Source organism: Microbacterium sp. NPDC055455 (assembly GCF_053619935.1).
Map to the genome: position 1 here is coordinate 711,843 of NZ_JBSHLB010000001.1, position 25,525 is coordinate 737,367.

At 71.6% G+C, this 25,525-nt stretch carries 19 protein-coding genes; 11 read left to right on the forward strand and 8 right to left on the reverse strand.

What is annotated here, in order from left to right:
* Nucleotides 1–8: 8 nt before the first annotated feature.
* The 3 genes from ACWGUG_RS03170 to nucS form a co-directional block, all read right to left on the reverse strand.
* Complete coding sequence (locus ACWGUG_RS03170; protein WP_336393973.1) at nucleotides 9–509, reverse strand: MarR family winged helix-turn-helix transcriptional regulator; 501 nt, start codon at nucleotides 507–509, stop codon at nucleotides 9–11.
* 21 nt (nucleotides 510–530) lie between these two features.
* Nucleotides 531–3,458: a glycosyl hydrolase gene (locus ACWGUG_RS03175; protein ID WP_452323811.1), complete on the reverse strand. Its 2,928-nt coding sequence runs from the start codon at nucleotides 3,456–3,458 to the stop codon at nucleotides 531–533.
* A gap of 88 nt (nucleotides 3,459–3,546) precedes the next feature.
* Nucleotides 3,547–4,242 (reverse strand): endonuclease NucS, encoded by a 696-nt coding sequence (gene nucS, locus ACWGUG_RS03180; protein WP_336393971.1) that lies wholly within the window; start codon nucleotides 4,240–4,242, stop codon nucleotides 3,547–3,549.
* Between the two features lie 204 nt (nucleotides 4,243–4,446).
* Between nucS and ACWGUG_RS03185 the strand changes: the two genes are divergently transcribed.
* Nucleotides 4,447–5,946 carry a MinD/ParA family ATP-binding protein gene (locus tag ACWGUG_RS03185; protein ID WP_452323812.1) on the forward strand — a complete coding sequence of 500 codons (1,500 nt, stop codon included), beginning with the start codon at nucleotides 4,447–4,449 and terminating at the stop codon, nucleotides 5,944–5,946.
* Between the two features lie 31 nt (nucleotides 5,947–5,977).
* On the opposite strand, the gene ACWGUG_RS03190 is transcribed toward ACWGUG_RS03185, so the two are convergent.
* Nucleotides 5,978–7,207, reverse strand: coding sequence for an MFS transporter (locus tag ACWGUG_RS03190; RefSeq protein WP_378879364.1), 1,230 nt, complete (start codon nucleotides 7,205–7,207; stop codon nucleotides 5,978–5,980).
* 80 nt (nucleotides 7,208–7,287) lie between these two features.
* On the opposite strand from ACWGUG_RS03190, the gene ACWGUG_RS03195 reads away from it, so the two are divergent.
* The 7 genes from ACWGUG_RS03195 (at nucleotide 7,288) to mnhG (ending at nucleotide 14,831) form a co-directional block, all read left to right on the forward strand.
* On the forward strand, nucleotides 7,288–8,352 hold the full coding sequence (locus tag ACWGUG_RS03195; RefSeq protein WP_336393968.1) for a LacI family DNA-binding transcriptional regulator: 1,065 nt from the start codon (nucleotides 7,288–7,290) through the stop codon (nucleotides 8,350–8,352).
* Between the two features lie 151 nt (nucleotides 8,353–8,503).
* Entirely contained in the window at nucleotides 8,504–11,440 is a 2,937-nt protein-coding gene (locus ACWGUG_RS03200; protein ID WP_378879369.1) for a Na+/H+ antiporter subunit A, read from the forward strand.
* The gene (locus ACWGUG_RS03205; RefSeq protein ID WP_336393966.1) at nucleotides 11,437–11,985 is read left to right on the forward strand and encodes a Na(+)/H(+) antiporter subunit C; all 549 of its coding nucleotides are present in this window, start codon (nucleotides 11,437–11,439) and stop codon (nucleotides 11,983–11,985) included. Before ACWGUG_RS03200 ends, ACWGUG_RS03205 begins: the two co-directional genes overlap by 4 nt.
* The gene (locus tag ACWGUG_RS03210) at nucleotides 11,982–13,565 is read left to right on the forward strand and encodes a Na+/H+ antiporter subunit D (RefSeq protein ID WP_336393965.1); all 1,584 of its coding nucleotides are present in this window, start codon (nucleotides 11,982–11,984) and stop codon (nucleotides 13,563–13,565) included. The genes ACWGUG_RS03205 and ACWGUG_RS03210 overlap by 4 nt, the downstream gene beginning before the upstream one ends.
* On the forward strand, nucleotides 13,562–14,194 hold the full coding sequence (locus tag ACWGUG_RS03215; RefSeq protein ID WP_452323813.1) for a Na+/H+ antiporter subunit E: 633 nt from the start codon (nucleotides 13,562–13,564) through the stop codon (nucleotides 14,192–14,194). The genes ACWGUG_RS03210 and ACWGUG_RS03215 overlap by 4 nt, the downstream gene beginning before the upstream one ends.
* Complete coding sequence (locus tag ACWGUG_RS03220) at nucleotides 14,191–14,457, forward strand: monovalent cation/H+ antiporter complex subunit F (RefSeq protein ID WP_336393964.1); 267 nt, start codon at nucleotides 14,191–14,193, stop codon at nucleotides 14,455–14,457. Before ACWGUG_RS03215 ends, ACWGUG_RS03220 begins: the two co-directional genes overlap by 4 nt.
* Nucleotides 14,457–14,831, forward strand: a complete 375-nt coding sequence (gene mnhG / locus ACWGUG_RS03225) for a monovalent cation/H(+) antiporter subunit G (protein WP_336393963.1) — start codon at nucleotides 14,457–14,459, stop codon at nucleotides 14,829–14,831. The genes ACWGUG_RS03220 and mnhG overlap by 1 nt, the downstream gene beginning before the upstream one ends.
* 21 nt (nucleotides 14,832–14,852) lie before the next feature.
* Here mnhG and ACWGUG_RS03230 read toward each other — a convergent pair whose 3' ends face one another.
* From ACWGUG_RS03230 to ACWGUG_RS03240, 3 genes are all read right to left on the reverse strand, one after another.
* Complete coding sequence (locus ACWGUG_RS03230) at nucleotides 14,853–17,480, reverse strand: penicillin acylase family protein (RefSeq protein ID WP_452323814.1); 2,628 nt, start codon at nucleotides 17,478–17,480, stop codon at nucleotides 14,853–14,855.
* Between the two features lie 199 nt (nucleotides 17,481–17,679).
* Complete coding sequence (argG, locus tag ACWGUG_RS03235; protein WP_452323815.1) at nucleotides 17,680–19,122, reverse strand: argininosuccinate synthase; 1,443 nt, start codon at nucleotides 19,120–19,122, stop codon at nucleotides 17,680–17,682.
* A 48-nt stretch (nucleotides 19,123–19,170) separates the two neighbouring features.
* Nucleotides 19,171–19,905, reverse strand: a complete 735-nt coding sequence (locus ACWGUG_RS03240) for a Pr6Pr family membrane protein (protein ID WP_336393960.1) — start codon at nucleotides 19,903–19,905, stop codon at nucleotides 19,171–19,173.
* A 354-nt stretch (nucleotides 19,906–20,259) separates the two neighbouring features.
* Between ACWGUG_RS03240 and ACWGUG_RS03245 the strand changes: the two genes are divergently transcribed.
* The 3 genes from ACWGUG_RS03245 to ACWGUG_RS03255 all read left to right on the forward strand — a co-directional run bounded on the left by ACWGUG_RS03245 (nucleotide 20,260) and on the right by ACWGUG_RS03255 (nucleotide 24,214).
* A complete protein-coding gene (locus ACWGUG_RS03245) occupies nucleotides 20,260–21,609 on the forward strand; it encodes a cytochrome P450 (RefSeq protein WP_336393959.1) in 1,350 nt (449 codons plus the stop codon).
* A gap of 93 nt (nucleotides 21,610–21,702) precedes the next feature.
* Entirely contained in the window at nucleotides 21,703–22,989 is a 1,287-nt protein-coding gene (locus tag ACWGUG_RS03250; RefSeq protein WP_336393958.1) for an adenylosuccinate synthase, read from the forward strand.
* Between the two features lie 7 nt (nucleotides 22,990–22,996).
* The gene (locus ACWGUG_RS03255; RefSeq protein WP_452323816.1) at nucleotides 22,997–24,214 is read left to right on the forward strand and encodes a lactonase family protein; all 1,218 of its coding nucleotides are present in this window, start codon (nucleotides 22,997–22,999) and stop codon (nucleotides 24,212–24,214) included.
* Nucleotides 24,215–24,236: 22 nt separating this feature from the next.
* Here the strand turns inward: ACWGUG_RS03255 and ACWGUG_RS03260 are convergent, their stop codons facing one another.
* Nucleotides 24,237–25,451 (reverse strand): AI-2E family transporter, encoded by a 1,215-nt coding sequence (locus ACWGUG_RS03260; protein WP_452323817.1) that lies wholly within the window; start codon nucleotides 25,449–25,451, stop codon nucleotides 24,237–24,239.
* Nucleotides 25,452–25,525: the final 74 nt, after the last annotated feature.

The following is a 25,525-nucleotide window of genomic DNA, read 5'->3' on the forward strand; positions in this document are numbered from 1 at the left end:
AGTCCACCCTATGCGGACGCGCCGCGCCGCCCGCGGGCCAGCCGCGCCATCATCCGCCGCAGCTGGTCCACCTCGGCCGGTGACCAGTCCGCGAGCGCATCGCGCAGGTTCTGCTCGGCGGTCGCCATGATGCGCCCGCCGATGCGGCGGCCCTCGGCGGTGAGGGCCACCAGCACACCCCGGTCGTCATCGGGGGCGGCGACGCGAACGACGAGGCCGGCCTGCACGAGGCGGCCGACGATCTTGCTCATGTTGGTCGCCGTCATCCCCAGGGCCGCCGAGAGCTCGACGGGCCGCATGGCGCCGTTGTACGAGAGCTGGTTCACCACGAGGAACATGCCCATGTCGTCGGAGGGGAAGTCGACCCTCGCCATGACGTCCCTGCGGACGGCCGTGCTGTCGGCCCAGTGGATGACCGTCGCCAGCGACAGGCGGAGATCGAGCGGGTCCTCACCGACGACCGGGCGCAGGTCCGCGGACGCGTCGGTGTCGACGTCACCTCGTGCCATCGCCCCCGGCTCCCTCCCGCATCACCCTTCCCGCAGCAGTCGCACGGGACCCAGCAGTCCGTACTCCCGCACGACCGCGCGCTGGAACCCCTCCCGCCCGCTGTCCCGCGCGATGATGTCGGGGACGCGCTCATAGTAGCCGCGGGCGCGCAGCCTGTTGTTGAGCGAGCTGGCCACGCGCACGGTGATCGCGTTGTCGCCCGCGCGGATGTCGTCGGTGACGTCGACGACGGGGTGCGCGGTGTCGAAGCCGCGCGCGGGACCGTCACCGATGCGCACCGAACCGAGCCCGCCCGCCGTCGAGCCGAGATGGAGGACGTAGCGCGCGCCGGGGGCCGGATCCGGGGCGCGCAGCGTCGCGCGGTACTCGCCGACGCCCGACACCTCCGGCCCGATCGCGTCGAGCTCCGACCACGGGGCGAGCCGCACGCGACCGGCGTCCCGCGGTGTCACGGCGGTCGTCGGGCGCACCTCCGTCGAGACGTAGCCGAGCCCGCGGTCCTCCGTGAGCACTTCGGGCTCGCCGGCGTCCCAGCTCTCGACGACGAGCTCCCACTCGTCGGCGCGCGCGACCTCGGCGACGGGCGGGGCGGCCGAGTCGTCGGCATCCGTCGCCCTGTCCAGCACCACGACGGCGACCTCACCGGGAGCCAGCGTCAGCTCGACGACGGTGCCCTCGCCGTCGCGCCGCGCGCCGAGGTGCGGCCGCAGCCGGCCGCTCCACGCGTCGAGGCGGTGGACCGCGCCGGACCCCTGCAGCCGCACGCGGACCGTCGTCGACTCGGTCGTCTCGTAGAGGAAGTGATACGCGTAGAGCACGGTCAGGTCGCCGTCCTCGCGCAGGTGCGTGAGCACGTGCCGGTCGTCCTCGACGAAGCGCGCGCGGCCGCCGGCCCCGAGCTCGTCGAGAGCGGCCACGACGCCGGAGGGCGAGACCACCCGCACGCTCGGCAACCGTCGCAGCTCCGTCATGACCCCCGCCAGCTCGTCGTCCCGGCCGTCGAGACCGGGGGTGGCGGATGCCGCGCGCTCGTGCGTGCGGAAGCGCTGGTCGCGCAGCGACTCCAGCTCGCGCGCTCCGTCCACGATGACCAGGCGCAGGCCGCGCCGGGCCCACGTCAGCAGGTGCGCGGCCGTGTCGGGGTCGAGCGTGCTCTGGTAGACGATGAGGGCGCGGTAGCCGGGGCCGCCGGGCTGCACCTCGTCGCCGTCGAACGTCACGTCGTCCCGCAGCAGCAGCGATCCGTCGAAGAACTCGTAGGTGATGCCGGCGTCCTGCATCCCCAGGTCCTGCCACCAGTGGTTCTGCCGGTCGCGCATCCACATCGTGCCGTAGGCGACCTCGTCGGGGATCCGCTCGCCATCGACGTCCGCCAAGGCGACGCCGATGAGGTTGTCGGTGAAGTGGTCGGTGCGGAGGATGCCCACGTCGATGCGGGGCCGCCCACGGCGGAGGGCGTACTGGAGGCGGCCGATCGCCGCGGTCCACAGCGGATAGAACTCGCACCCCGGCTGGCGGGTGTCGAACCGCTCCGAGAACATCGGCCACATGCCCTCGTGGCCCGGCCACTCGGTCACGCCCTCGGCGCCGGCGGGGCTGGCCCAGCCGTGCAGGACCGTCTTGGTGATCCCCGCCGCCAGCTGGGTGGCGATGATCTGGTCGTAGAAGCGGTGGTCGAGCATGTGGTTGCGCGTCGTGGCGCCCGTCTCGGACGAGTACTGCTTGCCGAACAGGTGCGCGGGGCCGGCCATGAGCCGATACGCGTCGATCTGGGCGCCGAACTCGAGGGACTCCGTCTCGATGCCGTCGACCTCCGGACCCGGCCGGGTGAGCTCGAACGGCAGGCCGTAGCTGATCTCGGCCCGCAGCGTCATGCCCACGCCGTGCAGGAACTCGGCGAACGGACGGAGCATGTTCTCGATGTACAGGTCGGTGAGCGTGCGCGCGTAGTCGAACCGGACCTTGTCGACCGTCGTGCGGTCGGCGTCGTCGGCGGGCTGGTGGTGGTAGACGGTCGAGACCGCCATGAACGGCACGTCGCGCGTGAGGAAGGGAAGCCACGGCGTGATGTCGTAGCCGCGCCGCGCGCGGAACTCCTCGGCGACGGTGAACCCCCAGAACAGCCCGCCCGCGCCGTAGGTGGACAGCTCCAGCGAGTCCATGTACATCTGCGCGCGCGGGTTGCGGCTCAGCTCGGCGCGCAGCTCGGGTGTCAGCACGACGTCGTCCCAGTACGCGATGACGGCGTCCACCCCGTCGCGGTCGAGGTAGTTCACGGTGTGGTTCACGCCCGCCGACGGCGAGGCGGTCTGACCCGTGCCGTGCATCCAGTACGCGAAGAGGCGCCACCGGCCGTCGGCCGGCGCGGTCCAGTCGAGCTGCTCGCCGTCGACCAGGGCGGTCAGATCCACGACCGAGGCGACGTCGAGGACGCCCTCGCCCGCGAGGCGTGCCGCGACGACCGCCACGAGGTGCTGCCGCGTCACCGTGCCGCGATGGCCGGGGAGGGTCGTCTCGGCGATCGGCGCGTCGAGGTCGATGCGCGGCAGCGCTCCGCTGCGGGACTCGCCGCCGGCGAGCGTCTCGTGGACGACATCGAGCTCCTGCGCGGCGGCGGGCTGGTCGGGGTCGATCGTCGGGAGGTTGGCGTTGGACCAGTTCGTGCCCGAGGTGAAGCTCACCGACATGCCGCGACGGGTCGTCTCCTCGACGACCACCTGCGAGTCGTGCACCCACTCCTCCGACCCCCAGCCGTACCGGGCATGGTCGATCGCACCCTCGTCCATCGCGAGGAACTCCATGCCGCCGAAGCCGAGCCGGTGGGCGTCGTCGATCTCGCGCCGGAGTGTGGCGTCGGTGTGCAGGCCCTCCGCGAGCCACCAGCGCAGCTCGGGGCGGAATTCGATGGCGGGGTCGGCGATCTCACGCCGGAAGTCGTCGAGCGTCATTGCACGGCATCCGTTCTCGGTACTGTCTTCGCGACAGTATGTACCGTCGCACCGACAACACACAAGCCCCCGGCCGGGCGGGCCCGCCTCAGAACAGCCGGGGAGCGCCGGACTCGATGCCCTTCATGCCCTCGTAGTCGAGGGTGACGCAGCGGATGCCGCGATCCGCGGCCAGCACCTTCGCCTGAGGCTTGATCTCCTGGGCCGCGAAGACCCCGGTCACCGGCGCGAGGTGCGGGTCGCGTCCCAGCAGCTCGAGGTAGCGGGTCAGCTGCTCGACACCGTCGATGTCGCCGCGTCGCTTGACCTCGACCGCGATCGTCCCGCCCTCCGGGTCGCGCAGCAGGAGGTCGACGGGACCGATCGCCGTGGGGTACTCGCGGCGCACGAGGGTGAGCCCGTCGCCGATCACGTCCACCTGCTCGGCGAGGAGGCGCTGCAGGTCGGCCTCGACACCGTCCTTCTGCAGGCCGGGGTCGAGGCCCAGCTCGTGCGAGGTGTCGTGCAGCACCTCGTAGATGCGCACGAGCAGCGCGTCGCCGGTCTTGGCGTGTGTGACCCGCCAGTGCTCGAGGACGCCCGCGGCGGCGGATTCGGCATCCGGGATCTCGACGTCCAGGCGGCAGGGCGGGCTCATCCAGTTCAGCGGCTTGTACGAGCCGCCGTCGGAGTGCACGAGCAGGCTGCCGTCGCCCTTGTGCACCAGCAGGCGCGTCGCGAGCGGGAGGTGGGCGTTGAGCCGACCGGTGTAGTCGACCGAGCAGCGGGCGATGACGAGACGCACCCGAAGAGCCTAGTCCGCGCTCGCCGAGGCGGCGTGAGCGGCGAGCGTCGACTACCGTGAACATGCACGCCGAACGCGCGCCCACGCGCGTGCTCGCGCTCCGACGGCCCTCGCCGGCCTCCGCGCCCACCGCCTGCCCCCACCGATCGGCGGCCGCCCCACCGTGCCGCCGGCGCCTGATTCCGCCCTCCCGGAGGAGAACCGATGACTTCGCGTCACCCCGATGCGACCGTGCACATCCTTTCCAGCACCGTCGCCGAACTGCACGTCGGCACCGAGGTCGAAGAGGTCGTCGCCCCCGACCCCCGCGCCCTGCGCGACCGGATCGTCGAGGAGATGCGCCAGCTCGCCGCCTCGTCGGGCGAGCCGGCACAGGCCACGCTCGTCGAGGGCGCGTCCCGCTGGCCGCTCGTGGTGCACCCCGACGGTACCTACGCGGAGTCCCTCGACCCCGCCACGCCCGAGACCGGGCGCATCGCCGTCGGCGACCTCGCCGACTCCGAGGACGCGGCGGAGCCGACGCCCCGCGCGTCGACCGCGCCCCTCCCGGTGTCCGCCGTGCCGGCCCCCGCCACGCCGATCTCGGCCGTGCCTGCCCCCGTCGTGCCGGCCCCCGCGGTGCCGGCGACGTCCGCCGTGCCGGCGACGTCCGCCGTGCCGGCGACCCCCGCAGTGCCGGCGACCCCCGCTGTGCCGGCGACCCCCGCTGTGCCGGCGACCCCCGCCGACTCCCCGGTGCGCGCGGGGAGTGACAGCCGCGGCCCCGCGCGGCCCACCGTCCAGGACCTGCTCGAGTCGCGCGGCGGCAGCAGCACCCGCCCGCGCGCGACCGAGGGATGGCAGGGCGTCATCCGCCGCGCCACCGGCGGCCTGGTCTCGCCGGCGCCGGGCCGCGCCGAGCAGGAGCGGCTCGACCGCGTGAAGCGGGTGCAGCGACGCCTCGACGCCCCGCGCACGATCGTCGTGCTCAACCCGAAGGGCGGGGCCCACAAGACCACGAGCACCCTGCTGCTCGCGGCGACGTTCGGCACGCTCCGCGGCGGCGCGACCCTGGCTTGGGACAACAACGAGACCCGCGGCACGCTGGGCTGGCGCGCACAGAACGCGCCCCATCACCGGACCGCCGTGGACCTGCTCGCCGATCTCGACGAGTTCTGGAATCCGCAGGGCTCGAGCCTCGCGGCGCTCGACACGTACGTGCGCACGCAGGTCGACGCGCGCTTCGACGTCCTGGCGTCCGACGAGGACGCGGCGGCATCCTCGACGATCGACTCGGCGGCATTCGACCGGCTGCACGCCCTGCTCCGCAGGTACTACCGCCTCATGATCGTCGACACCGGCAACAACATGCGCGCCTCCAACTGGGTGGCCGCCGTCGCCGCGGCCGACCAGCTGGTGATCGTCTCGACGGTGCGCGAGGACACCGCCGCCAGTGCCGCCTGGCTGCTGGACGGGCTGCGCGAGAAGGGGTTCGGCGACAAGATCGACGACGCCGTGACCGTGCTCACCGCGCCGTCCTCACGCCCGGACCGCCGCCTCGAGACGCGCCTCTCGCGTCACTTCGAGCAGGTCACGTCGGCGGTCGTCAGCGCGCCGTTCGACCCGTCCCTGGTGGACGGCGGGCCGATCGACTTCGACGCCCTCGCCCCCGAGACGCGGGATGCGTGGCTGACGGTCGCGGCGACGGTCGCCGACCGCCTCTAGAGACGCCGGGCGACCGCCCGGCCCTGCACCATCACCGGTGCGCGTGGCCGGCGCCGACGTGCGATCCGGCGATCGGCTTCGCCGCGCCCGAGGCGAGTCCCGACATCACGATGAGACCCACGATGATCCAGAGGGTCGGCAGGATGCCGATCTCGTGGCTGATCCAGCCGAGGATCGGCGGCCCACACAGGAACGCCAGGTAGCCGATCGTGGCGGCGGCCGAGACGGATGCCGCGGCCTTGGCGGGATCGTCTGCCGCCGCGGACATGCCGAGGGGGAAGCCGAGGGAGGCGCCGGCGCCCCACAGCGCCACGCCGATGAACGCGATGGGCAGCGAGGGCGCCAGGATGAACATCACCAGGCCCACGGCCGCGGCGACCGCCAGGATCCGCAGCGTCCACACGCGCCCGATGCGATCGACGAGCGGGCCGCCGAGGATGCGGAAGACCGTCATCGCCACCGAGAAGACGGTGAGGGCGACCGCGCCGACGGCCTCGGTCTGATCGTGGCCGTCGACCATCGCGATCGTGAGCCAGTCGTTGGCGCTGCCCTCTGCGAACGCCATGCCGAGCATGATCGCGCCGATGGCGTACGTGCGCGGATCGCGCCACACGGAGAGCGCTTCGGCGATCCGCTCGCGCCGGGTCGCCTTCGTCGCGGGATCGTCGTGGACGATCTCCCGCGAGGGGACCGCGCGCAGCGAGAACAGCCCAGCGGCGAGGACCAGCACGCCGATCGCCCACAGGTGCCAGCCGACGCCGACCTGCCATGCCGCCATGGCCACCCCGATCCCTGCGCCCACGACCGTGCCGATGCTGAAGAAGGCGTGGAAGAGGGGCATGAGGGTGCGCTCGAAGGCCTGCTCGACCGCCGCGGCCTCGACGTTCATCATCACGTCTGTCGCGCTCATGCCGATGCCCATGAGCCCGAGTCCGACGGCGGTGATCGCGTACGACTCCATCGTCTGCACGCCCACGCCGACGACCGCGACGCCGAGCGAGAAGGTGATGATGGTGGCGATCATCCCGCGGCGGGCTCCCCAGCGCACGACGATGACGTTGGCGAGGGAGAGGCCGACGATGGACGCGGCGCCCGCGACGAAGAGCAGGATGCCGACCTGCAGGTCATTGATGCCGAGATCGTTCTTGACCGCCGGCAGACGCGATGCCCACGAGGCGAAGCCGAGGCCGGTGACGAAGAAGATCGTGAAGATCGCGGTGCGCCAGGCGACGAGCTGCGTTCGGGTGAGCAGGGAGTCCATCAGCACAGGGTACCGAGTCCCTCCGGCATTCCTCGAATCGATTCGACCGCCCGAGCGGCACGGGCTACGATCGTCACGACATGACCCGACACGACTCCGGCACGCGCCGTGCCACCATCTCGGACGTCGCCCGCGAGGCCGGCGTCTCGCCGTCGACGGCGTCGGTGGTCTTCAGCGGCAAGACGCCGGTGTCGGATGCCACGCGCCGGCGCGTGCTCGACGCCGCGGCATCCCTCGGCTACACCGGTCCTGATCCCCGGGCGGCGTCGCTGCGGCGCGGCCGCTCCGGGATCGTCGGCGTCGTCTTCGAGGAGCACCTCGGCACGGCGTTCCAGGACCCGGTCAAGACGCTCATGATGGACGGCCTGGCCGATGCGGTCACGCCGCTCGGAGCAGGGCTCCTGCTGCTGCGCGACCACGAGCCGACGGGCGGCGGGCCGTCCCTGACCACGGCGCCGCTGGACGCCGCCGTGCTCATCGGCTGCAGCGGACTGCTGCGGGAGTCGCTCGAGACCGTCAAGGCGCGCCGCATCCCCGTCGTCGTCATCGAGGGGGATGCCGGAGACGACGTCCCCCGCATCGGCCTGGACAATCGCGAGGCGCAGCGCCAGGCCGCCAGCCACCTGCGCGCGCTCGGCCACCGCAGGGCCGTCGTGGTCGCCCTGCCCGCGCGGGCGGGCTGGCAGCGCGGCTGGTTGCACGACGACACCGGGATCACGGTCGACGTGACCCGCGAGCGGCTCGCCGGGGCGCTGGACGTGTTCCCGGATGCCGCCGCCTACGCCGCCGCCGGCAGCTTCATCGACGAGGGGCTGGCCGCCGGCCGGGAGATCTTCGCCGATCCCGACCGCCGTCCGACCGCCGTCATCGCGCAGAGCGACCTGCTCGCGGCCGGGGTGATCAGGGCCGCCGAGGAGGCGGGGCTCCGCGTGCCGGAGGACGTCAGCGTGACCGGGTTCGACGGCATCGTCGTCGACGGACTGGCTCCCTACGACCTCACGACCCTCGTGCAGCCCGCGACCGACAAGGGCCGGGCCGCGGGCGCGGCGGTCGCCGCCATGCTGGAGGGCGCGCCCGCGGCGTCGATCCGCTTCACGTGCACGTTCCGCGAGGGGAACACCACCGGGCCGGCACCCACGGAGTAGTGCGCTCGCCGGGCTCCCGGGAGGTCATTCCTCGCACGGCATCCGCCCGGGCGGGCAAGCCGGGCCGGTAGGATGGTCCACGACACCCCGATCGCCTTGACTCGCGCCGTCCCCTGACGTCCAGCGCGGCCGACGACCAGAGGAGGCTTGAATGCTCCTCGTTCTCGGCGCGTTCGCGGTCCTCCCGATCCTGCTGCCATGGCTGGTGGCACGCCTCGGCGCCTCGGCCTTCTACCTCGCCGCGATCCTTCCGATCGCCGGATTCGCGCACGCGGCGGCGATGTCGCCGGCCGTCCTGGCCGGTGACATTCCGTTCGAGTCATACGCCTGGATCCCGCCGCTCGGCATCGACATGTCGCTGCGCATGGACACGCTCTCCTGGCTCATGACCCTCGTGGTCACCGGCGTCGGCGCGCTCGTGATGATCTACTGCCGCTGGTACTTCCGCGACAAGAAGGAGAACCTCGGGCAGTTCGCGGCCGTCCTGCTGGCCTTCGCCGGCGCGATGTACGGCCTGGTGCTCACCAACGACCTCGTCGTGCTCGTGATGTTCTGGGAGGTCACGAGCGTGCTGTCGTACCTGCTCATCGGGTACTACAACCGCCGGGCGGCGAGCCGCCGTGCCGCACTGCAGGCGCTGCTGGTCACGACCCTCGGCGGTCTGGTGATGCTGATCGGCGTCGTCCTGCTCGTCGTCGACGCCAACACCTCGAGCATCTCGGCCATCCTCTCGCAGGCACCGACGGGGCCCATCGTGGACGCGGCCCTCGTGCTTATCCTGGTCGGCGCGCTGAGCAAGTCCGCGATCTTCCCCTTCCACTTCTGGCTTCCCGGCGCCATGGCGGCGCCCACCCCGGTCAGCGCCTACCTGCATGCGGCGGCCATGGTGAAGGCCGGTATCTACCTCATCGCCCGGCTCGCGCCGGTGTTCGCGATCGCGCCCACGTGGCGACCGATCGTCATCGCCCTCGGGGTCTTCACGATGCTCCTCGGCGGGTTCCAGGCGCTCCGCGAGACCGACCTCAAGCGCGTGCTCGCCTTCGGCACCGTGAGCCAGCTCGGCATGCTCGCCGTCGTGCTCGGCTACGGGACGCGGGATGCCGCCCTCGCGGGCCTCGCGCTCCTGCTGAGTCACGCGCTGTTCAAGTCGGCACTGTTCCTCGTCGTCGGTGTCCTCGACCGTCAGCTCTCCACCCGCGACCTCACCGAGCTCTCCGGCGTCGGGCGGCAGGCACCCGTGATGGCGACGTTCTCGATCATCGCCGTGGCCTCGATGGTGGGGCTCCCGCCCACCATCGGATTCGTCGCGAAGGAGGGCGTGCTCACGGCGCTGCTGTTCGAGGCGCAGGGCGGCGCCGTCTGGGGCGTCGTCGCGCTGGCGGGCATCGCCCTCGGGTCCGTGCTGACCGCGGCCTACGGCATCCGCTTCCTCTGGGGCGCGTTCTGGACGAAGCGCGAGCCGGGCGGCGACCGTCTGCCCGAGACGGAGTGGCCCGACCCGCCGATCGGCTTCCTGGTGGCGCCGATCCTGCTCGCCGCGCTCACCGTCGTCGCCGGACTCGCCACGCCGTGGCTGGATGAGGCGTTCGCGCCGTACGCGGATCAGGCTCCGCCCGCGACGCCCGGTGTGTCCGCTCCCGAGCACCCTGCCCACCTCGCGCTGTGGCACGGTCTCGAGCCCGCGCTGGGGATCTCGCTGGCCACGATCGTCGTCGGCGTGCTGGTTTTCGTGCTCACGCGCGGCTGGCGCCCGGCGAAGCGCCTGCTCCCCTTCACGGCCGCCGACGCCTACAACGCGACGCTGCGCGGCGTGGCGCGACTGTCGGTGGTGACGACGAGCATGACGCAGCGCGGCTCGCTGCCCGTCTACGTGGGCACGATCTTCGTGGTCTTCGTCGCGGCCGAGGCCACCGCGCTCATCGCGAGCGACGAGTGGCAGGCGCAGCTGGACGCGTACCACACCCCGACCCAGCTGTTCGTGGCGCCGCTCATGATCGCGGCCGGGCTCATCGCCGTCCGCGCGCGCAAGCGCTACACCGGCGTCGTCCTGGTGTCGGTCACGGGCCTGGGCATGGTGCTGCTGTTCGCGACGAGCGGCGCACCCGACCTCGCGCTCACCCAGATCCTCGTCGAGACGGTGACGCTCGTCGCCTTCGCGCTCGTGCTCCGCCGCATCCCGTCCCGCCTCGGCGAGCACAACGCCTCGGTCTGGCCGGTGGCCCGCGCCGTCCTGGGCGCCGCCGTCGGCGTCACGATGGCGCTCGTGGCGATCGTCGCCACCGGAGCCCGCGTCCAGGAGCCGATCTCCGGCGCCTTCCCGGACCTCGCGTACGAGATCGGCCACGGCAGGAACGTCGTGAACGTCGCGCTGGTCGACCTGCGCGGCTGGGACACGATGGGCGAGCTCTCGGTGCTGATCCTCGCGGCGACGGGCGTGGCATCCCTCGTCTTCGTGACCCACCGCGCCGACACGCTCTCGCGCTTCATCCAGCCGCTGCCGAGCGGGGCGACGCGCGCCCGCCGCCCGCTCGTCGAGACCTCCGACGGTCTCAAGCAGCGCGAGGACGCCCGCGGCAGCGGACGGATGGCCTGGCTCGTGGGCGGTCAGCGCGTGCGGCCCGAGAACCGCTCGATCATGCTGGAGGTGATCGTGCGGATCCTCTTCCACACGATCGTCATCGTGTCGCTGTACCTGCTCTTCGCCGGCCACAACCTCCCCGGCGGCGGATTCGCCGCCGGACTCGTCGCGGGCATGGCGCTCGTCATGCGCTACATCGCCGGCGGTCGCTACGAGCTCGGCGCCGCCGCGCCCACCGACGCCGGGCGCCTCCTGGGCGCCGGCATGACGATCGCCGTGGCGTGTGCGATCGTCCCGCTGTTCTTCGGCGAGGCCCCGCTCACCAGCCAGTTCTGGGAGGCCGAGCTCCCGGTGCTCGGGCACGTGGAGTTCGTCACGTCGACGATCTTCGACGTCGGGGTCTACCTCGTCGTCATCGGCCTCGTGCTCGACGTGCTGCGCAGCCTCGGCGCCGAGGTCGACCGCCAGGCGCTGGAGTCGCCCGCCGCGCAGGGGGTGAGCGTCTCGTGAACGTGTCGCTCGTGCTCATCATCGTGATGGCGGTGCTCTTCGCGTGCGGCGTCTACGCGATGCTCGAGCGCAGTCTCACGCGCGTGCTCATCGGGTTCCTGCTGCTGGGCAACGCCGCGAACCTCCTGCTGCTGATCGTCATGGGCGAGCCGGGAGTGGCGCCCTTCTTCGGCTCGGGGAGCGTCGACGAGATGTCGGACCCGCTGCCGCAGGCGCTCACGCTGACCGCCATCGTCATCACGTTCGCCGTCTCTGCCTTCCTGCTGGCCCTCATATACCGCTCGTGGCAGCTCGGCCAGGCCGACACCGTGACCGACGACGCCGCCGACATCGAGGTGCGCGAGCGTGCCGCCGAGACCGAAGACACGATGGACGAAGAGACCGAGATCGAAGACGCCGACGACGACGCCACCACGGACTTCGTGGGCACGGCCACCGCGCCGATCACGATCCTCGGGGCGCGCGACGTCGCCGGCGTCCGCGACGACGCGCCGGTCGACCGCCCGGCGGACCGAGGGCGCGGCGACAGGGGCGGTGACGCATGACCCAGTTCGCCCCGGCCCTGGTCCCGCTCCTGGTGACGCTGCCGCTCCTCGGCGCGGCCGTGGCGCTGATCGCGGGCCGCCACCGCAGGACCCAGGTCGCCGTGTCGGTGGTGACGCTCACCGCGGTGACCGTCGTCGCGGCCGTCCTGCTGTACGTCGTCGACGTCGGCGACCTGCCGATCGCCGTGTCGGTCGGCGGGTGGCCCATCCCGTTCGGGATCGTGCTGTACGTGGACCGGCTGGCGGCGCTGCTCGTGATGGTCTCGAGCGTCGTACTCCTGGCGGTCCTGCTCTTCTCGGTCGGCCAGGGCGCCGCCGACGGCGACGACGAGACCCCGGTGTCGATCTTCCACCCGTCGTACCTCATCCTGGGCGCCGGCATCTTCAACGCGTTCATCGCCGGCGACCTGTTCAACCTCTACGTCGGTTTCGAGATCCTCCTCGTCGCCTCGTACGTGCTCATCACGCTCGGCTCGACCGAGTCCCGCATCCGCACCGGCGTGGTGTACATCGTCGTCTCGCTGGTCTCGTCCATCCTGTTCCTCGCCGCGATCGCCATGATCTACGGCGCCCTCGGCACGGTGAACATGGTGCAGATCTCCGAGCGCGTGCGCGAGCTGCCGCAGGAGACCCAGACGATCCTGCACCTCATGCTGCTGCTGGCGTTCAGCATCAAGGCCGCCGTCTTCCCGCTGTCGTTCTGGCTGCCGGACTCCTACCCGACGGCGCCGGCGCCGGTGACCGCGGTGTTCGCGGGCCTCCTGACCAAGGTCGGCGTCTACGCGATCATCCGCACCGAGACCGAGCTGTTCCTCGACAACGACGTGAACGATCTGCTGATGTGGGTGGCGCTGGCGACGATGATCGTCGGCGTGCTCGGCGCGGTCGCGCAGGCCGAGCTCAAACGAATCCTCTCGTTCACGCTCGTCAGCCACATCGGCTACATGATCTTCGGGCTCGCGATCGCGACACCGGCGGCGATCGGCGCGACCATCTACTACATGGTCCACCACATCGTGGTCCAGACCACCCTCTTCCTCGCGGTCGGTCTCGTCGAGCGCGATGCCGGCTCGACCTCGATCCTGCGCGTCAAGGGGCTCATGAAGGCGGCGCCGGTGATCGCGGTGCTGTACTTCATCCCGGCCGTCAACCTGGGCGGGCTGCCGCCCTTCTCCGGCTTCATCGGCAAGTTCGCCCTGTTCGACGCCGCCGCGCAGGTCGGCACGCCGATCATGATGGTGCTCATGGTGGGCGGCATCCTCACCAGCCTGCTCACCCTCTACGCCCTCATGCGGGCCTGGAACCTGTCGTTCTGGCGCGAGGACGACGACTCCGCCGAGACCGAGGCGCGCATCTCGTACCTGGGCGCCTCCCCGGCGGCGGGCGTCGAGACCGAGCGCCGGGTCATCCCGAAGATCATGACCGCGGCGACCACCGGCATGGTGGCGGTGACGGTCGCGCTCACGGTCTTCGCCGGCCCGCTGTACGACGTGTGCACACGCATCGGCGAGGCGCTGCTCGAGCCCGTCTCGCTCACGCAGCTGGAGGATGACGTGCAGGTGACGGAGGGGACGCCGTGACCGCCGACCGCACCCGCACCGCACCCCGCAGCGCCTTCCGCCGGAGCCTGGCCACGGCGTGGCGGCAGCTGCCGTTCTTCGCCTGGCTCATCGCGCTGTGGATGCTGCTGTGGGGCCAGTTCACGTGGCTGGCGTTCCTCACCGGACTGGTCGCGGCGCTCATCGTGGCGCGCGTCTTCCGGCTGCCGCCCGTCGAGCTGTCCGGCCGCCTCAACCTGTGGTGGGGGTTCGTGTTCATCCTGGAGTTCCTGCTGGCGGTGCTGCGGGGCTCGCTCACGGTGGCCTGGCAGGTGCTCGACGTCCGCCGGCAGCCCGGCGCCGCGATCATCGCCGTGCAGCTGCGCACCGACGACGACCTCATCATGACCCACACCGGCGTCACGGCATCGCTCATCCCCGGCTCGCTCATCGTCGACGCCGATCGCGACCGCCGCATCCTCTATCTGCACGTGATCGGGGTGCGCGACGCCGCCGCCGTGGAGCGGCAGCGCGAGAGCGTGCTGCGCTGGGAGGCCCGCATCGTGCGCGCGGCCGGGTCGCGCGCCCAGCTGCGGGCGGTGCGGAGGGCCGACGGTGTGCGCACGAAGGTGACCGCGACCGGGAAGCGCACCGAGGGAGGCGCCCGATGAACGTGCTGCTGATCGTCATCTACGTCGTCTTCGCCGCGGCGGCGCTGCTGACCCTGTGGCGCATCGTGATCGGGCCGTCGATCCTCGACCGGGCCGTGGCATCCGATGTCCTCCTCACGCTGGTGCTGTGCGTGCTCGGCGCCGAGATGGCGATCAACCAGCACACCCGCACGCTCCCGGTGCTGCTGATCATCGCGGCGGTCGGCGTGTTCGGCTCGGTGTCGATCGCCCGGTTCGTCGCGAGAAGGGACCCGGATCGCTGATGGAGACCGCGATGGAGCCCACCGTCGTCCTGGATTGGATCGCCCTGATCCTGATCCTCGCCGGCGCGCTGCTGTGCCTGACCGCCGCGATCGGCCTGCTGCGGTTCCGCGACGTGCCGACGCGCTTGCACGCGGCCACCAAGCCGCAGGTGCTCGGCCTCATCCTCATCTGCCTGGCCATCGCGCTGTCACTGCGGTCGTGGCCGGTGGTGGCCTTCCTCGTGCCGGTCGTCCTCATCCAGCTGGCGACCGCGCCCCTGTCGGCGCACATGGTGGGCCGGCAGGCGTACCGCAACGGCACCTTCGACGAGGCAGGGCTCCTGGTCGACGAGCTCGCCGACTCCCAGCGCACCCCGCCCGCGGCCGGCGGCTGAGTCCGCAGCCGCGCCGGGGCGTCAGGGCTTCAGCACGAGCGTGTCGGTGGTCGCCGCATCGACCGCGTCCTCGGTGTAGGCCCACGGCGTCAGCTCCGCCTTCTGCCACGACTCCACCTGGTCGGTGTAGTTGGTGTGGAACGCGTGGCCGCTCTGACCGGTCAGCTGGTTCCACCGGGAGTCGTCGAAGTCGCCCAGATCGACGATCATGCGCATCGACGGAACGGTGACGGTCTCGAAGCCCCCGCCGAGGTCCCAGCCGGTGGCGTTGGACACCGACGAGCCGCCGCCCACCGGGAACGGACCGCGGTTGAAGAGCCACTCGATCGGCGCGATGCCCGACGAGCCGAAGGAGTCGCTCACGAGCGGGAGGGCGTGCAGCGCCCCCCAGTTCCAGCGCGTGGGGTTGTCGCCCTGCAGCTCGACCAGGTGCTCGTAGGCGTCGATCGCGGAGCGCTTGAGCATGTCGGTCATGCCGTCCACGCCCAGCTCCTCGTTCGTCCACCACGTCGATGTCTCGTCGTCGAGCATCGTGTCCATGACGAGGAACAGGCGCCCCTGACCGCTCAACGGCGCGGGGCTCTCGCGCCCGGTCACGAAGACGTTCTCGGCGAGCGTGTCCCACAGCACGTTGGCGTACGCGGCGGCCGCCGAGTCGGCGCTGTTCTGCGCGTCCCACTCCTGCAGCAGCGCCAGGGCGGCGTCGGTGTCGTCGTCTCCCGTGGTGACATCGGCGTACGCGGCGGTCAGGCGCATGCCGATGAAGGAGTAGTTGTCGGCCTGGATGTCGCGGAGGTCCGTCGCGGTGATCGGGCCTTGGGCGATCGCGCGCTGGATCAGCTCGTCGATGCGCGCGGCGCGCCACCCGTAGTCCCAGTCCGTCGTCAGCGGATAGGAGTAGTCGTCGGCCACGACGGCGTTGTTCGCCGTCACGATGTAGCCGTCGGTCGGGTTGTAGGACACCGGGAGGTCCTCGAACGGGATGAAGCCCTTCCAGGCGTAGGCCGGGTCCCAGCCGGGCTGGGGCATCGCACCGTCGCCCGCGCCGCGGATCGGGAGCTTTCCGGGCGTCTGGTACCCGATGTTGCCGTCGACGTCGGCGTAGATGAGGTTCTGCGCCGGCACGTCGAAGAGCGCCGCCGCACCGCGGAAGTCGTCGAAGTCCCGCGCGGTGTTGAGGGCGAAGATGGCGGATGCCGTGGTGCCCGGCTGCAGCGCCGTCCACCGCAGGCTCACCGCGTAGTCGCCCTCGGGCGCACCGGCCGGCGTCGTGACGGCGTCAGCGGTGCCGGTGTAGGGCGCGTCGGCGATCGCCGTGAAGTCCTTGGTGAGGCCCGAGACGATCGGTCCGTTGACGGTGGATCGCACCTCGACCTCGACGTCGTCGCCACCGGCCACCTGGAACGTCTCGGTGCGCGTCTCCAGCGGCACGAGCGCCCCGTCGTACCAGTACGAGTCCCCCTGCACCTTCTCGAGGTAGAGGTCGGTGACGTCGGTGGTGAGGTTGGTGAACCCCCATGCGATGCGGTCGTTGTGGCCGATGATCACGCCGGGCAGTCCCGAGAAGCTGAAGCCGGCGACGTCGAAGGGGCACTCGTCGCCGACCGTCTCGCAGCGCAGCTGGATCTGGTGCCACACGCTCGGCAGCGACGCGCCGAGGTGCGGGTCGTTCGCGAGCAGCGGCATCCCGGTGTCGGTGAGGCTTCCCGAGACGACCCACGAGTTCGAGCCGATGCCTTCGCCCGCATCGCCCACGAGTTCGCCCACGGCCTCGAGGACGCTGTCGACCTCGGTCCACTCGATCGCCGAGGTGTCGGCGTCCGCGTCGGCGTCGACGGCATCCGTCTCACCCTCGGCGACGACGTCGGGCGCCGTCCCGACCTCCGGTACGGCGGAGATCTTCGGCACGATGACGGGATGCCGGTCGTACGGGTAGGCCGGATACAGCTCGTCGATCTGCGCCTCGGCGAGGTCGGGCGCGATCACGGCGCGCTCCGTCTCGCTCTCGATGTTGCTGCGGAGGTCCCAGGCCATCGCCTTCAGCCAGGCCACGGAGTCGGCGGGCGTCCACGGCTCGATCCGGTAGTCGGGGTTCTGCAGTCCCAGGATGGCGTACTCGAACGAGGCGTCGGCGCCGTCGTTCTCGGCGAGGTACGCGTTCACGCCCTCGGCGTAGGCCTCGTAGTACGCGCGCTCGGTGTCATCGAGCGCCTCCACCTCCTGCTCGGCGATCGCCCGCCAGCCGAGCGTGCGCAGGAAGGTGTCGGTGCCGAGCTGCGACTCGCCGAACAGCTCGGACAGCCGGCCGCTCGTCACGTGGCGGCGGAAGTCCATCTCCCAGAAGCGGTCCTGCGCGTGGACGTACCCCTGGGCGAAGAAGAGGTCGTGCGACGACGACGCCGTGATGGTCGGGATGCCGAGCGCGTCGCGCTGCACCGTCACCTCGTCGTCCAGGCCCGACGCGGTCACCTCCCCGCTCAGTGTGGGGAAGGAGCGCTGCGCGGTGTAGACGACGAAGCCGACGGCGATCAGCGCGATCACCACGATGCCCGCGACGATGCCGTAGAGCGTGATGCCGATGGTCCGCCCGACCGACCGCCGGGGGACGGTGTCGTCGACGGCGTACGGAGAGGGTTCAGGCTTCGACATCGAAAGTCTTTCCGGGCGTTGGCTGCGGGTACGCGGTGTCGGGCATCGCGGAATCGGGTGCCGCACGCGTCGGGTCGCGTGCTCACCGATCGCATGCTAACCCCGAATCACGCCGGTGCCGAATCGCACCCGCCACCACCGGCGCACCGCGTCGCCGCCGCACCGCCGGGGGTGTGCGGGACCGGCCGCGGCCGCCGCGTCAGTCGGTGCCGGAGTCGAAGGCCGCGGCCTCGGACGCGGCATCCGTCGCCTCGGCCAGCTCCTCCTGCTCGGCGCTGTACTGCTCGGCACGCTCGGTGATCTCGCCCGCCTCGCCCTGCGTGAGGTGCCCGACGAGCTCGCCGGTCGCGCCGCCGATGAGGCCCTTCGACGCGTAGTACTCGAGGCGGACGCGCGAGTCGGCGATGTCGAGGTTGCGCATCGTCAGCTGCCCGATGCGGTCGGTCGGCCCGAACGCCGCGTCGCCGACGCGCTCCATCGAGAGCTTCTCGGGGTGGTACGACAGGCGCGGGCCGGTGGTGTCGAGGATCGTGTAGTCCTCGCCGCGGCGCAGCCGCAGCGTGACCGAGCCGGTGACGGTCGAGCCCACCCACTTCTGGATCGACTCGCGCAGCATGAGCGACTGCGGCTCGAGCCAGCGGCCCTCGTACATCAGGCGGCCGAGCCGGCGGCCCTGCTCGTGGTACGTCGCGAGGGTGTCCTCGTTGAGGATGCCGTTGACCAGGCGCTCGTAGGCCGTGAACAGCAGCGCCATGCCCGGGGCCTCGTAGATGCCGCGCGACTTCGCCTCGATGATGCGGTTCTCGATCTGGTCGCTCATGCCGAGGCCGTGGCGGCCGCCGATGCGGTTGGCCTCGAAGACGAGCTCGACGGGGTCGGCGAACTCCTTGCCGTTGAGCGCGACCGGGCGGCCCGCATCGAACGTGACGGTGACGTCCTCGGCCTCGATCTGGATGGCGGGATCCCAGAACCGCACGCCCATGATCGGCTCGACGGTCTCGAGCGAGACGTCCAGGTGCTCGAGCGTCTTCGCCTCGTGGGTGGCGCCCCAGATGTTGGCGTCGGTCGAGTACGCCTTCTCGGCGGCGTCGCGGTAGGGGAAGCCGTGCTCGACGAGCCACTCGCTCATCTCCTTGCGGCCGCCGAGCTCCGTGACGAAGTCGGCGTCGAGCCACGGCTTGTAGATGCGCAGCGCGGGGTTCGCGAGGAGCCCGTAGCGGTAGAACCGCTCGATGTCGTTGCCCTTGTAGGTGGAGCCGTCGCCCCAGATGTCGACGCCGTCCTCCTTCATGGCACGCACGAGCAGCGTTCCGGTGACGGCCCGGCCGATCGGGGTGGTGTTGAAGTAGGTGCGCCCGCCGGAGCGGATGTGGAACGCGCCGCACGCGAGCGCGCCGAACCCCTCCTCGACGAGAGCCGGCTTGCAGTCCACGAGGCGTGAGATCTCGGCGCCGTACGTGAGGGCGCGGTCGGGGATCGAGCCGATGTCGTCCTCGTCGGGCTGACCGAGGTCGCCGGTGTAGGTGCACGGGATGGCGCCCTTGTCGCGCATCCACGCCACGGCCACGGAGGTGTCAAGTCCTCCCGAGAAGGCGATGCCGACGCGTTCGCCGACGGGCAGGGACTGGAGGACCTTCGACATGGATGACAAGTCTACTGAGCGGCATCCGGATGCCTCGCACGCATGTCGTCACACCACCAGCGGTCCGCGGGTGGCCGGCGCGCGGTGACGGGTGGCCCGCCGCTCCCGGTACCGGCCGATGAGGACGATCGCCGTGCCGATCGCGAGGAATCCCACCAGGATCGCCCCGATGTAGACGAACGCCGACGCGTACCCGCCCGCGCCGTGCGGGTCGAGGAACGGATACGGGTACCACCACGGCGTGGTGCCGTCCGGGTTCCCGACGCGCTCGCCGCGGATCATCGTGTAGGTCGTCCACACGAGCGGGTAGCCGACCAGCACGCCCAGCGACCACCAGGGCAGCGCGCGGCGGCGCGGCGCGAGCAGCAGGTCCAGCAGGAAGTAGATCGGCAGCACCACGTGCAGCACCTCGACGGCGTACTTGTCGAGCATCGCGATGCCGACGGAGTCGCCGAGCGCGACGGCCGACGGCAGGCCCCGCAGGAGGATGTTGTAGACGAGGCCGAGCAGCAGGATCGGTCCTGTGACGGCGGCGACGGCGAGCGCGATGCCCAGCGGCTCGCGGCTCGAGCCCGGGTGCCGCATCGCCCATGATGCGGCCACGAGCAGTGCGACGACGCTGAGCGACGTCGACACGATCGTGAACAGGCTGAAGTAGTTCGCCAGCACGTCGCCGAGGCTCTGCCCCTGACGCGCTGCGCGATCCACGTTGACGATGAATCCGGCGACGACCCCGGAGAATCCGGTGATCGCCGCTGCGATTCGGAACCATGCCCAGTGCATTTCCCCAACCCCTTTCGACTCCACGCGGGTGCGTGTCGTCTCCCCGAGCACCGGTGTACTCGCGGTGGAGGCCCGAGGTGGCAAAGATTGGCCCGCGGACAGCGCGGAAAACGCTCATCCGTGTCGACGCTTTGTGTGAAGTCCACAATGCGTCCGCCGTTCGGGGGACAACTCCTACAAGCGCTTACATCCGGCGGTTCGGACCCGTCGAGGGCGGAGCTTCATCGCTCGCGGGCGAGCGCCGCATCGGCGACGGATGCCGCAGGCTGCGGCTCATCCACGGCGCCGGTAGCACAGCGGCCGCCGACATCACAGCCCCTGCCTCCTCCCGCGCGGGCCTGACACCCTGACCCCATGGCCCCTCCCGTGACACCACCGACCCCGCACGGCCGCCCGCACGGCGACGAGCTCGGCAGCGGCCCCCTCCTCGACGACGCGATCGGTCTGCTCACCCGCGGCTACGACCTCGGCGAGCACGTCTGGCAGCGGGTGCGCGAGGGCGCCCGGTCCGCGCCGATGCGGCTGCTCGGCCGTGACGCCCTGCTCGTCCGCGGCGCGGAGGGAGTCGCCCTCTTCTACGACGAGCGGCTCATCAGGCGGCACGGCGCGATGCCCGCCTTCGTGCAGGAGACCCTCTTCGGTCACGCGTCCGTCCACAGCCTCGACGGCGAGGAGCATCGGCACCGCAAGGCGACGTTCGTCGCCGTGCTCTACGAGGACGTCGAGGTCCGGCGCATCCTCCCGCTCCTCGAGCGGGAGTGGCAGGCCGAGCTGGCCGCGTGGATCGGAGGCGAGCGCCGCAGCGCGTACGATGCGGCGGTCGGCGCGCTCGGCCGCGCGATCATGCGCTGGGCAGGTATTCCGGGCACCCCGGCCGCGCAGACCCGCTGGGCGCAGCGCCAGGCGCAGATCGTCGACGGCTTCGGCGCGCCGTACTCACCCGGCTACGTGATGGCAAGGATCAACCGGTGGTGGTCCGACCGGCACGCCGCGCAGCTCATCGAGGCGGTGCGGGCCGGTCGACTGGCGGCACCGGACGGCTCGGCCCTGCGCGCGTGGGCGGAGCACCGCGACCGCGACGGGGCGCTCCTGCCCGCGAAGCTCGCCGGCGTCGAGCTGCAGAACAGCTTCCGCCCGATGATCGCGGTGGCGCGCTTCGTCGCGTTCGCCGCGAAGGAGCTGCACGACCGGCCGGAGTGGCGCTCCCGCATCGCGGCGGAGACCGAGGGGCGCGGCACGCTCGTCGGGGGCACGCTGGCGACGGCCTTCGCGCAGGAGATCCGCCGCACGGCCCCGTTCGTGCCGTTCCTGCCGGGCTGGGCGCTGACCGACGTCGAGCTGGACGGTCACCGGGTCGAGGCGGGCGGTCGCGTCCTGCTCGACATCCTGGGCACCGACCTCGACGCGCACTCGTGGGAGCACGCCGGCAGCTTCGACCCCGAGCGCTTCGTGGGGGTCGACGACTACGAGGCCATCGCCGCCTTCGTCCCCCACGGCGGAGCCGCCGTCGCCACCGGCCACCGCTGCCCGGGTGAGAAGCTCGCGATCGCCGGGCTGGCCGCCGCCGTCGCGACGCTCTCCGATCCGCGCATCACGATCCTCGGCGACGGCCTCGGCGTCGACCGGCGTCGACTGCCGACCAAGCCCGCGTCGGGCGGACGCGTGCGGGCGACGGATGCCACGCCCCGCTGCCCCTTCCACTGACCCCGGCCCGCGGCATCCGGCCCTCGGCATCCGGCCCTCCCGGCCCGCCCCGATAGGATGGGGTGTAACCGTCCGCTAGCGGGGGAGTAGCCCATGCCAGGCATCGTGATCGTCGGAGTCCAGTGGGGAGACGAGGGCAAGGGCAAGGCCACCGACCTCCTCGGTGAGCGCACCGACTGGGTGGTCAAGTTCAACGGCGGCAACAACGCCGGCCACACGGTCGTGATCGGCGACGAGAAGTACGCGCTGCACCTGCTGCCCTCCGGCATCCTCTCGCCCGGCGTGAACGCCGTGATCGGCAACGGCGTCGTGATCGACCTCGAAGTGCTCTTCGCCGAGCTCGAGGCGCTGCACGCGCGCGGGCTCGACACCTCGCGCCTGCGCGTGAGCGCGAACGCGCACATCATCACGCAGTACCACCGCACGCTCGACAAGGTCACCGAGCGGTTCCTCGGCAAGCGCCAGATCGGCACGACCGGTCGCGGGATCGGGCCGGCGTACGCCGACAAGATCAACCGCGTCGGCATCCGCGTGCAGGACCTCTTCGACGAGAACATCCTGCGCCAGAAGGTCGAGGGCGCGCTCGACCAGAAGAACCACCTGCTGGTCAAGGTCTTCAACCGTCGCGCCATCACGTGTGACGAGATCGTCGACGATCTGCTGGGGTACGCCGAGCGGCTGCGGCCGATGGTCGCCGACACCGGCCTCCTGCTGAACGAGGCGCTGGACGAGGGCGACGTCGTCGTGTTCGAGGGCGGTCAGGCCACGATGCTCGACGTCGACCACGGCACCTACCCGTTCGTGACGTCGTCGTCGGCGACGGCGGGTGGCGCCGCGACCGGTTCGGGCGTGGGCCCGAACCGCCTGGACCGCATCGTCGGCATCGTCAAGGCGTACACGACGCGGGTGGGCTCGGGTCCGTTCCCGACCGAGCTGTTCGACGAGAACGGCGACTTCCTGCGCTCGCGCGGCTTCGAGTTCGGCACCACGACCGGCCGCCCGCGCCGCGTCGGCTGGTACGACGCGCCCATCACCCGCTACGCCACCCGCATCAACGGCATCACCGACCTCGTGCTGACCAAGCTCGACATCCTCACCGGCCTCGACCGGATCCCGGTCTGCGTCGCCTACGACGTCGACGGGCAGCGCTTCGACGAGGTGCCGGTCAACCAGTCCGACTTCCACCACGCCAAGCCGATCCTCGAGTACTTCCCGGGTTGGAAGCAGGATATCTCGGGCGCCCGCACCTTCGACGAGCTTCCGATCCAGGCGCAGGAGTACGTGCTCGCCCTCGAGGCGATGAGCGGCACGCGCATCTCGGTCATCGGCGTCGGCGCGGCGCGCGACGCGGTGATCGTCCGTCACGACCTCATCGACTGAGCAGCCGGTGAGGTTCCTGCTGGGCGGATACACCGCCGACATGGACGGCAGCGCCTCCGGGATCGGGGTGCTGCTCGCCGGTGCGGCCGACGAGGCGTCGGCCGGCGGCGCACCGGCCTTCGCGGGGGAGGCCGCGGCCGTCGACTCGCCGTCGTGGCTCGCGCTGCATCCGGGCTCCGGCAGCATCGAGCGCGGCGACGTGGTGTACGCGGCGCTGGAAGCCCGCGGCGAGGTGCAGGCGTTCCGGCGCACCGGCGAGGCGACGCTGATGCCGCTGGGCGCACCGGTGCCCGCCGGTGAGGCGGTCTGCCACGTCGCGGTCGCACCCGACGCACGCTTCCTCGTCGCCGCCTGCTGGGGCGACGGACGCGTGGTGCGGATGGAGCTGGATGCCGCCGGCCGGCCCGGGTCGCCGACCCTCGCGGCCGCCGCGGCCGATCCGTACGGCCCGGGCGCATCGTCGGAGCCCGCGGCGGGCGACATCGACCTGGCCGCGGCCGCCCGCGCCCTCCGCGCGGCGGCGGGGACGGAGTTCGCCCACCTCGTGCCCGACCACGACGTCGCAGACGACCGGGAGGCGGCGGACGACGCGGGGGATGAGGCATCCGCTCGCCTGTCCCGAGCCCACCAGACCGTCTTCCTGCCGGACGGACTGATCGCCACGACCGACCTGGGCCTGGATCTGGTGCGGTTCTGGCGCACCGGAGGCGAGGGGCTCCGGCCCCTCCCGCAGCTGGCGCTGCCGAAGGGCAGCGGGCCGCGGCACATGGTGTGGCACCCGAGCGGGCATCTCTACGTCGTCACGGAGCTGTCGTGCGAGCTTTTCGTGCTCGCGCCGTTCCCGCCGGCGACGGGCTCGGGCCCCGCGACGTGGCGCGTCGTGGCCGGCACGCCGCTCGGCGCCGGGACGCTCCCGGGCGACAGCGCGGCCGAGCTTGCCCTGTCGCACGACCGGGAGTTCCTCTACGCCGGCGTGCGCGGCAGCAACACCCTCGCGGCGCTGCGGGTCCGCGGCGCGGGTGAGTCCGTCCTGCCGGTCGCGCTCGTCGACGCCGGCGTGGACTGGCCGCGACACCATCTGGTGGTGCGCGACACCCTCCTCGTCGCCGGACAGCGCTCCGACGAGATCGCCTCGCTGAGCCTCGACATCCGCACCGGCGTCCCCGGACGCGTGCGCCACCGGGCGGCGGCGCCCTCGCCGACCTGCATCGTCGCGATCCGCTGACGCGGCGGCGGCGCGGCCGTCGTCAGAGCTTGGCGTCCTGCCGGGGGATGAACACCTGCTTGATGATGAGCAGGATCGACGCGGTCACCGGGATCGCCACGAGCGCGCCCAGCAGTCCCAGCAGGGTGCCGCCGACCATGGCGCCGATCACCACGAGCGCTCCCGGCACCGAGATGGTCCTGTTCATCACGCGCGGCGTGAGCACATACGCCTCGAGCTGCATGTAGACGAGATAGATGACGGCGAAGATGAGCGCCGGCACCCAGCCGGTGAACAGCGCGATCACCGTCGCCGTGATCCAGTACAGCACGGAGCCGATGAGCGGGATGAGCGTGATGCAGAAAGCCAGCACGGCCATCAACGCCGGGAAGGGCAGACCCAGGAACGCGTGCAGGAGGAACGCCACGACCGAGTTGCAGAAGGCGAGGATCACCATCCCCATCAGGTAGCCGCCGATGGAGTCGGTGATCTGCTCGGTGAGGACGCCGGCCTTCGCCCGGTTGCGGGCGGGCGCGAACCGGATGAACGCCACCTTCATGGCCGGGAGCCCGGCGAGGAAGTAGAGGCTGAGTACCAGCACGATGATGAGGCCCGAGATCGTCGTCCCGACGTTGACCGCGAAGTTCAGCACGCCGCCGCCGATCGCGGCGATGTTCGCCGGATTGGTGAGGAACTGCTCGACCTGGTCGGTGATCGCGCCGACCTGCGCGCCGAACGTCGTGGCGAGCCACGCGTAGAAGTCGGACTGCTGGAAGTCGTCGACGGTCGTCGGGAGGTCCTGGAAGAACGCGGTGAGCTGCCCGACGAGCGCCGGGACCACCAGCAGCAGGACCGCCGCGAGCACCAGCGCGAACGCGGTGTAGACGATCACGATCGCCCACGGCCGCGACACCTTGTGCCGGCCGAACCAGCGCACGACCGGGTCCAGACCCAGGGCGGCGAACAGGGCGAAGACGATGTAGATGATGATCGTCGACAGGTTCCAGAAGGCCAGGCCCAGGGCGAGCGCGGCGAGGCCGCCGAGGGTGATGAGCAGGCCGAGGGTGAACGGGCTGTTGAGATTCGCCCAGAACGTCTTCCCGGCGGGGGCCTCGCCGGTGAACACGGGCTGCTGGTCCTCGGCGGACACGGGGGTGACGGGCCGCCGGGTCGCGTGGCCGTCCGTCTGCGCCGCGGCGGGCGCAGGGGAGGCAGCCGGGGCGTCTGTGGCGCCGAGAGAGGGCGAGGACTCGGTCATGGTCACACTCTAGGCCCGCGCCGACGGCGGGAACGAGCGATCGACGGTGACTTCACGCCGATCGCGTGACGTCA

Coding starts and splice junctions, on each gene's coding strand:
- ACWGUG_RS03170 (WP_336393973.1), bottom strand. CDS start 509: ATGGCACGAGGTGACGTCGACACCGACGCGTCCGCGGACCTGCGCCCG.
- ACWGUG_RS03175 (WP_452323811.1), bottom strand. CDS start 3,458: ATGACGCTCGACGACTTCCGGCGTGAGATCGCCGACCCCGCCATCGAA.
- ACWGUG_RS03185 (WP_452323812.1), top strand. CDS start 4,447: ATGACTTCGCGTCACCCCGATGCGACCGTGCACATCCTTTCCAGCACC.
- ACWGUG_RS03190 (WP_378879364.1), bottom strand. CDS start 7,207: ATGGACTCCCTGCTCACCCGAACGCAGCTCGTCGCCTGGCGCACCGCG.
- ACWGUG_RS03195 (WP_336393968.1), top strand. CDS start 7,288: ATGACCCGACACGACTCCGGCACGCGCCGTGCCACCATCTCGGACGTC.
- ACWGUG_RS03200 (WP_378879369.1), top strand. CDS start 8,504: ATGCTCCTCGTTCTCGGCGCGTTCGCGGTCCTCCCGATCCTGCTGCCA.
- ACWGUG_RS03210 (WP_336393965.1), top strand. CDS start 11,982: ATGACCCAGTTCGCCCCGGCCCTGGTCCCGCTCCTGGTGACGCTGCCG.
- ACWGUG_RS03220 (WP_336393964.1), top strand. CDS start 14,191: ATGAACGTGCTGCTGATCGTCATCTACGTCGTCTTCGCCGCGGCGGCG.
- mnhG (WP_336393963.1), top strand. CDS start 14,457: ATGGAGACCGCGATGGAGCCCACCGTCGTCCTGGATTGGATCGCCCTG.
- ACWGUG_RS03230 (WP_452323814.1), bottom strand. CDS start 17,480: ATGTCGAAGCCTGAACCCTCTCCGTACGCCGTCGACGACACCGTCCCC.
- argG (WP_452323815.1), bottom strand. CDS start 19,122: ATGTCGAAGGTCCTCCAGTCCCTGCCCGTCGGCGAACGCGTCGGCATC.
- ACWGUG_RS03240 (WP_336393960.1), bottom strand. CDS start 19,905: ATGCACTGGGCATGGTTCCGAATCGCAGCGGCGATCACCGGATTCTCC.
- ACWGUG_RS03245 (WP_336393959.1), top strand. CDS start 20,260: ATGGCCCCTCCCGTGACACCACCGACCCCGCACGGCCGCCCGCACGGC.
- ACWGUG_RS03250 (WP_336393958.1), top strand. CDS start 21,703: ATGCCAGGCATCGTGATCGTCGGAGTCCAGTGGGGAGACGAGGGCAAG.
- ACWGUG_RS03260 (WP_452323817.1), bottom strand. CDS start 25,451: ATGACCGAGTCCTCGCCCTCTCTCGGCGCCACAGACGCCCCGGCTGCC.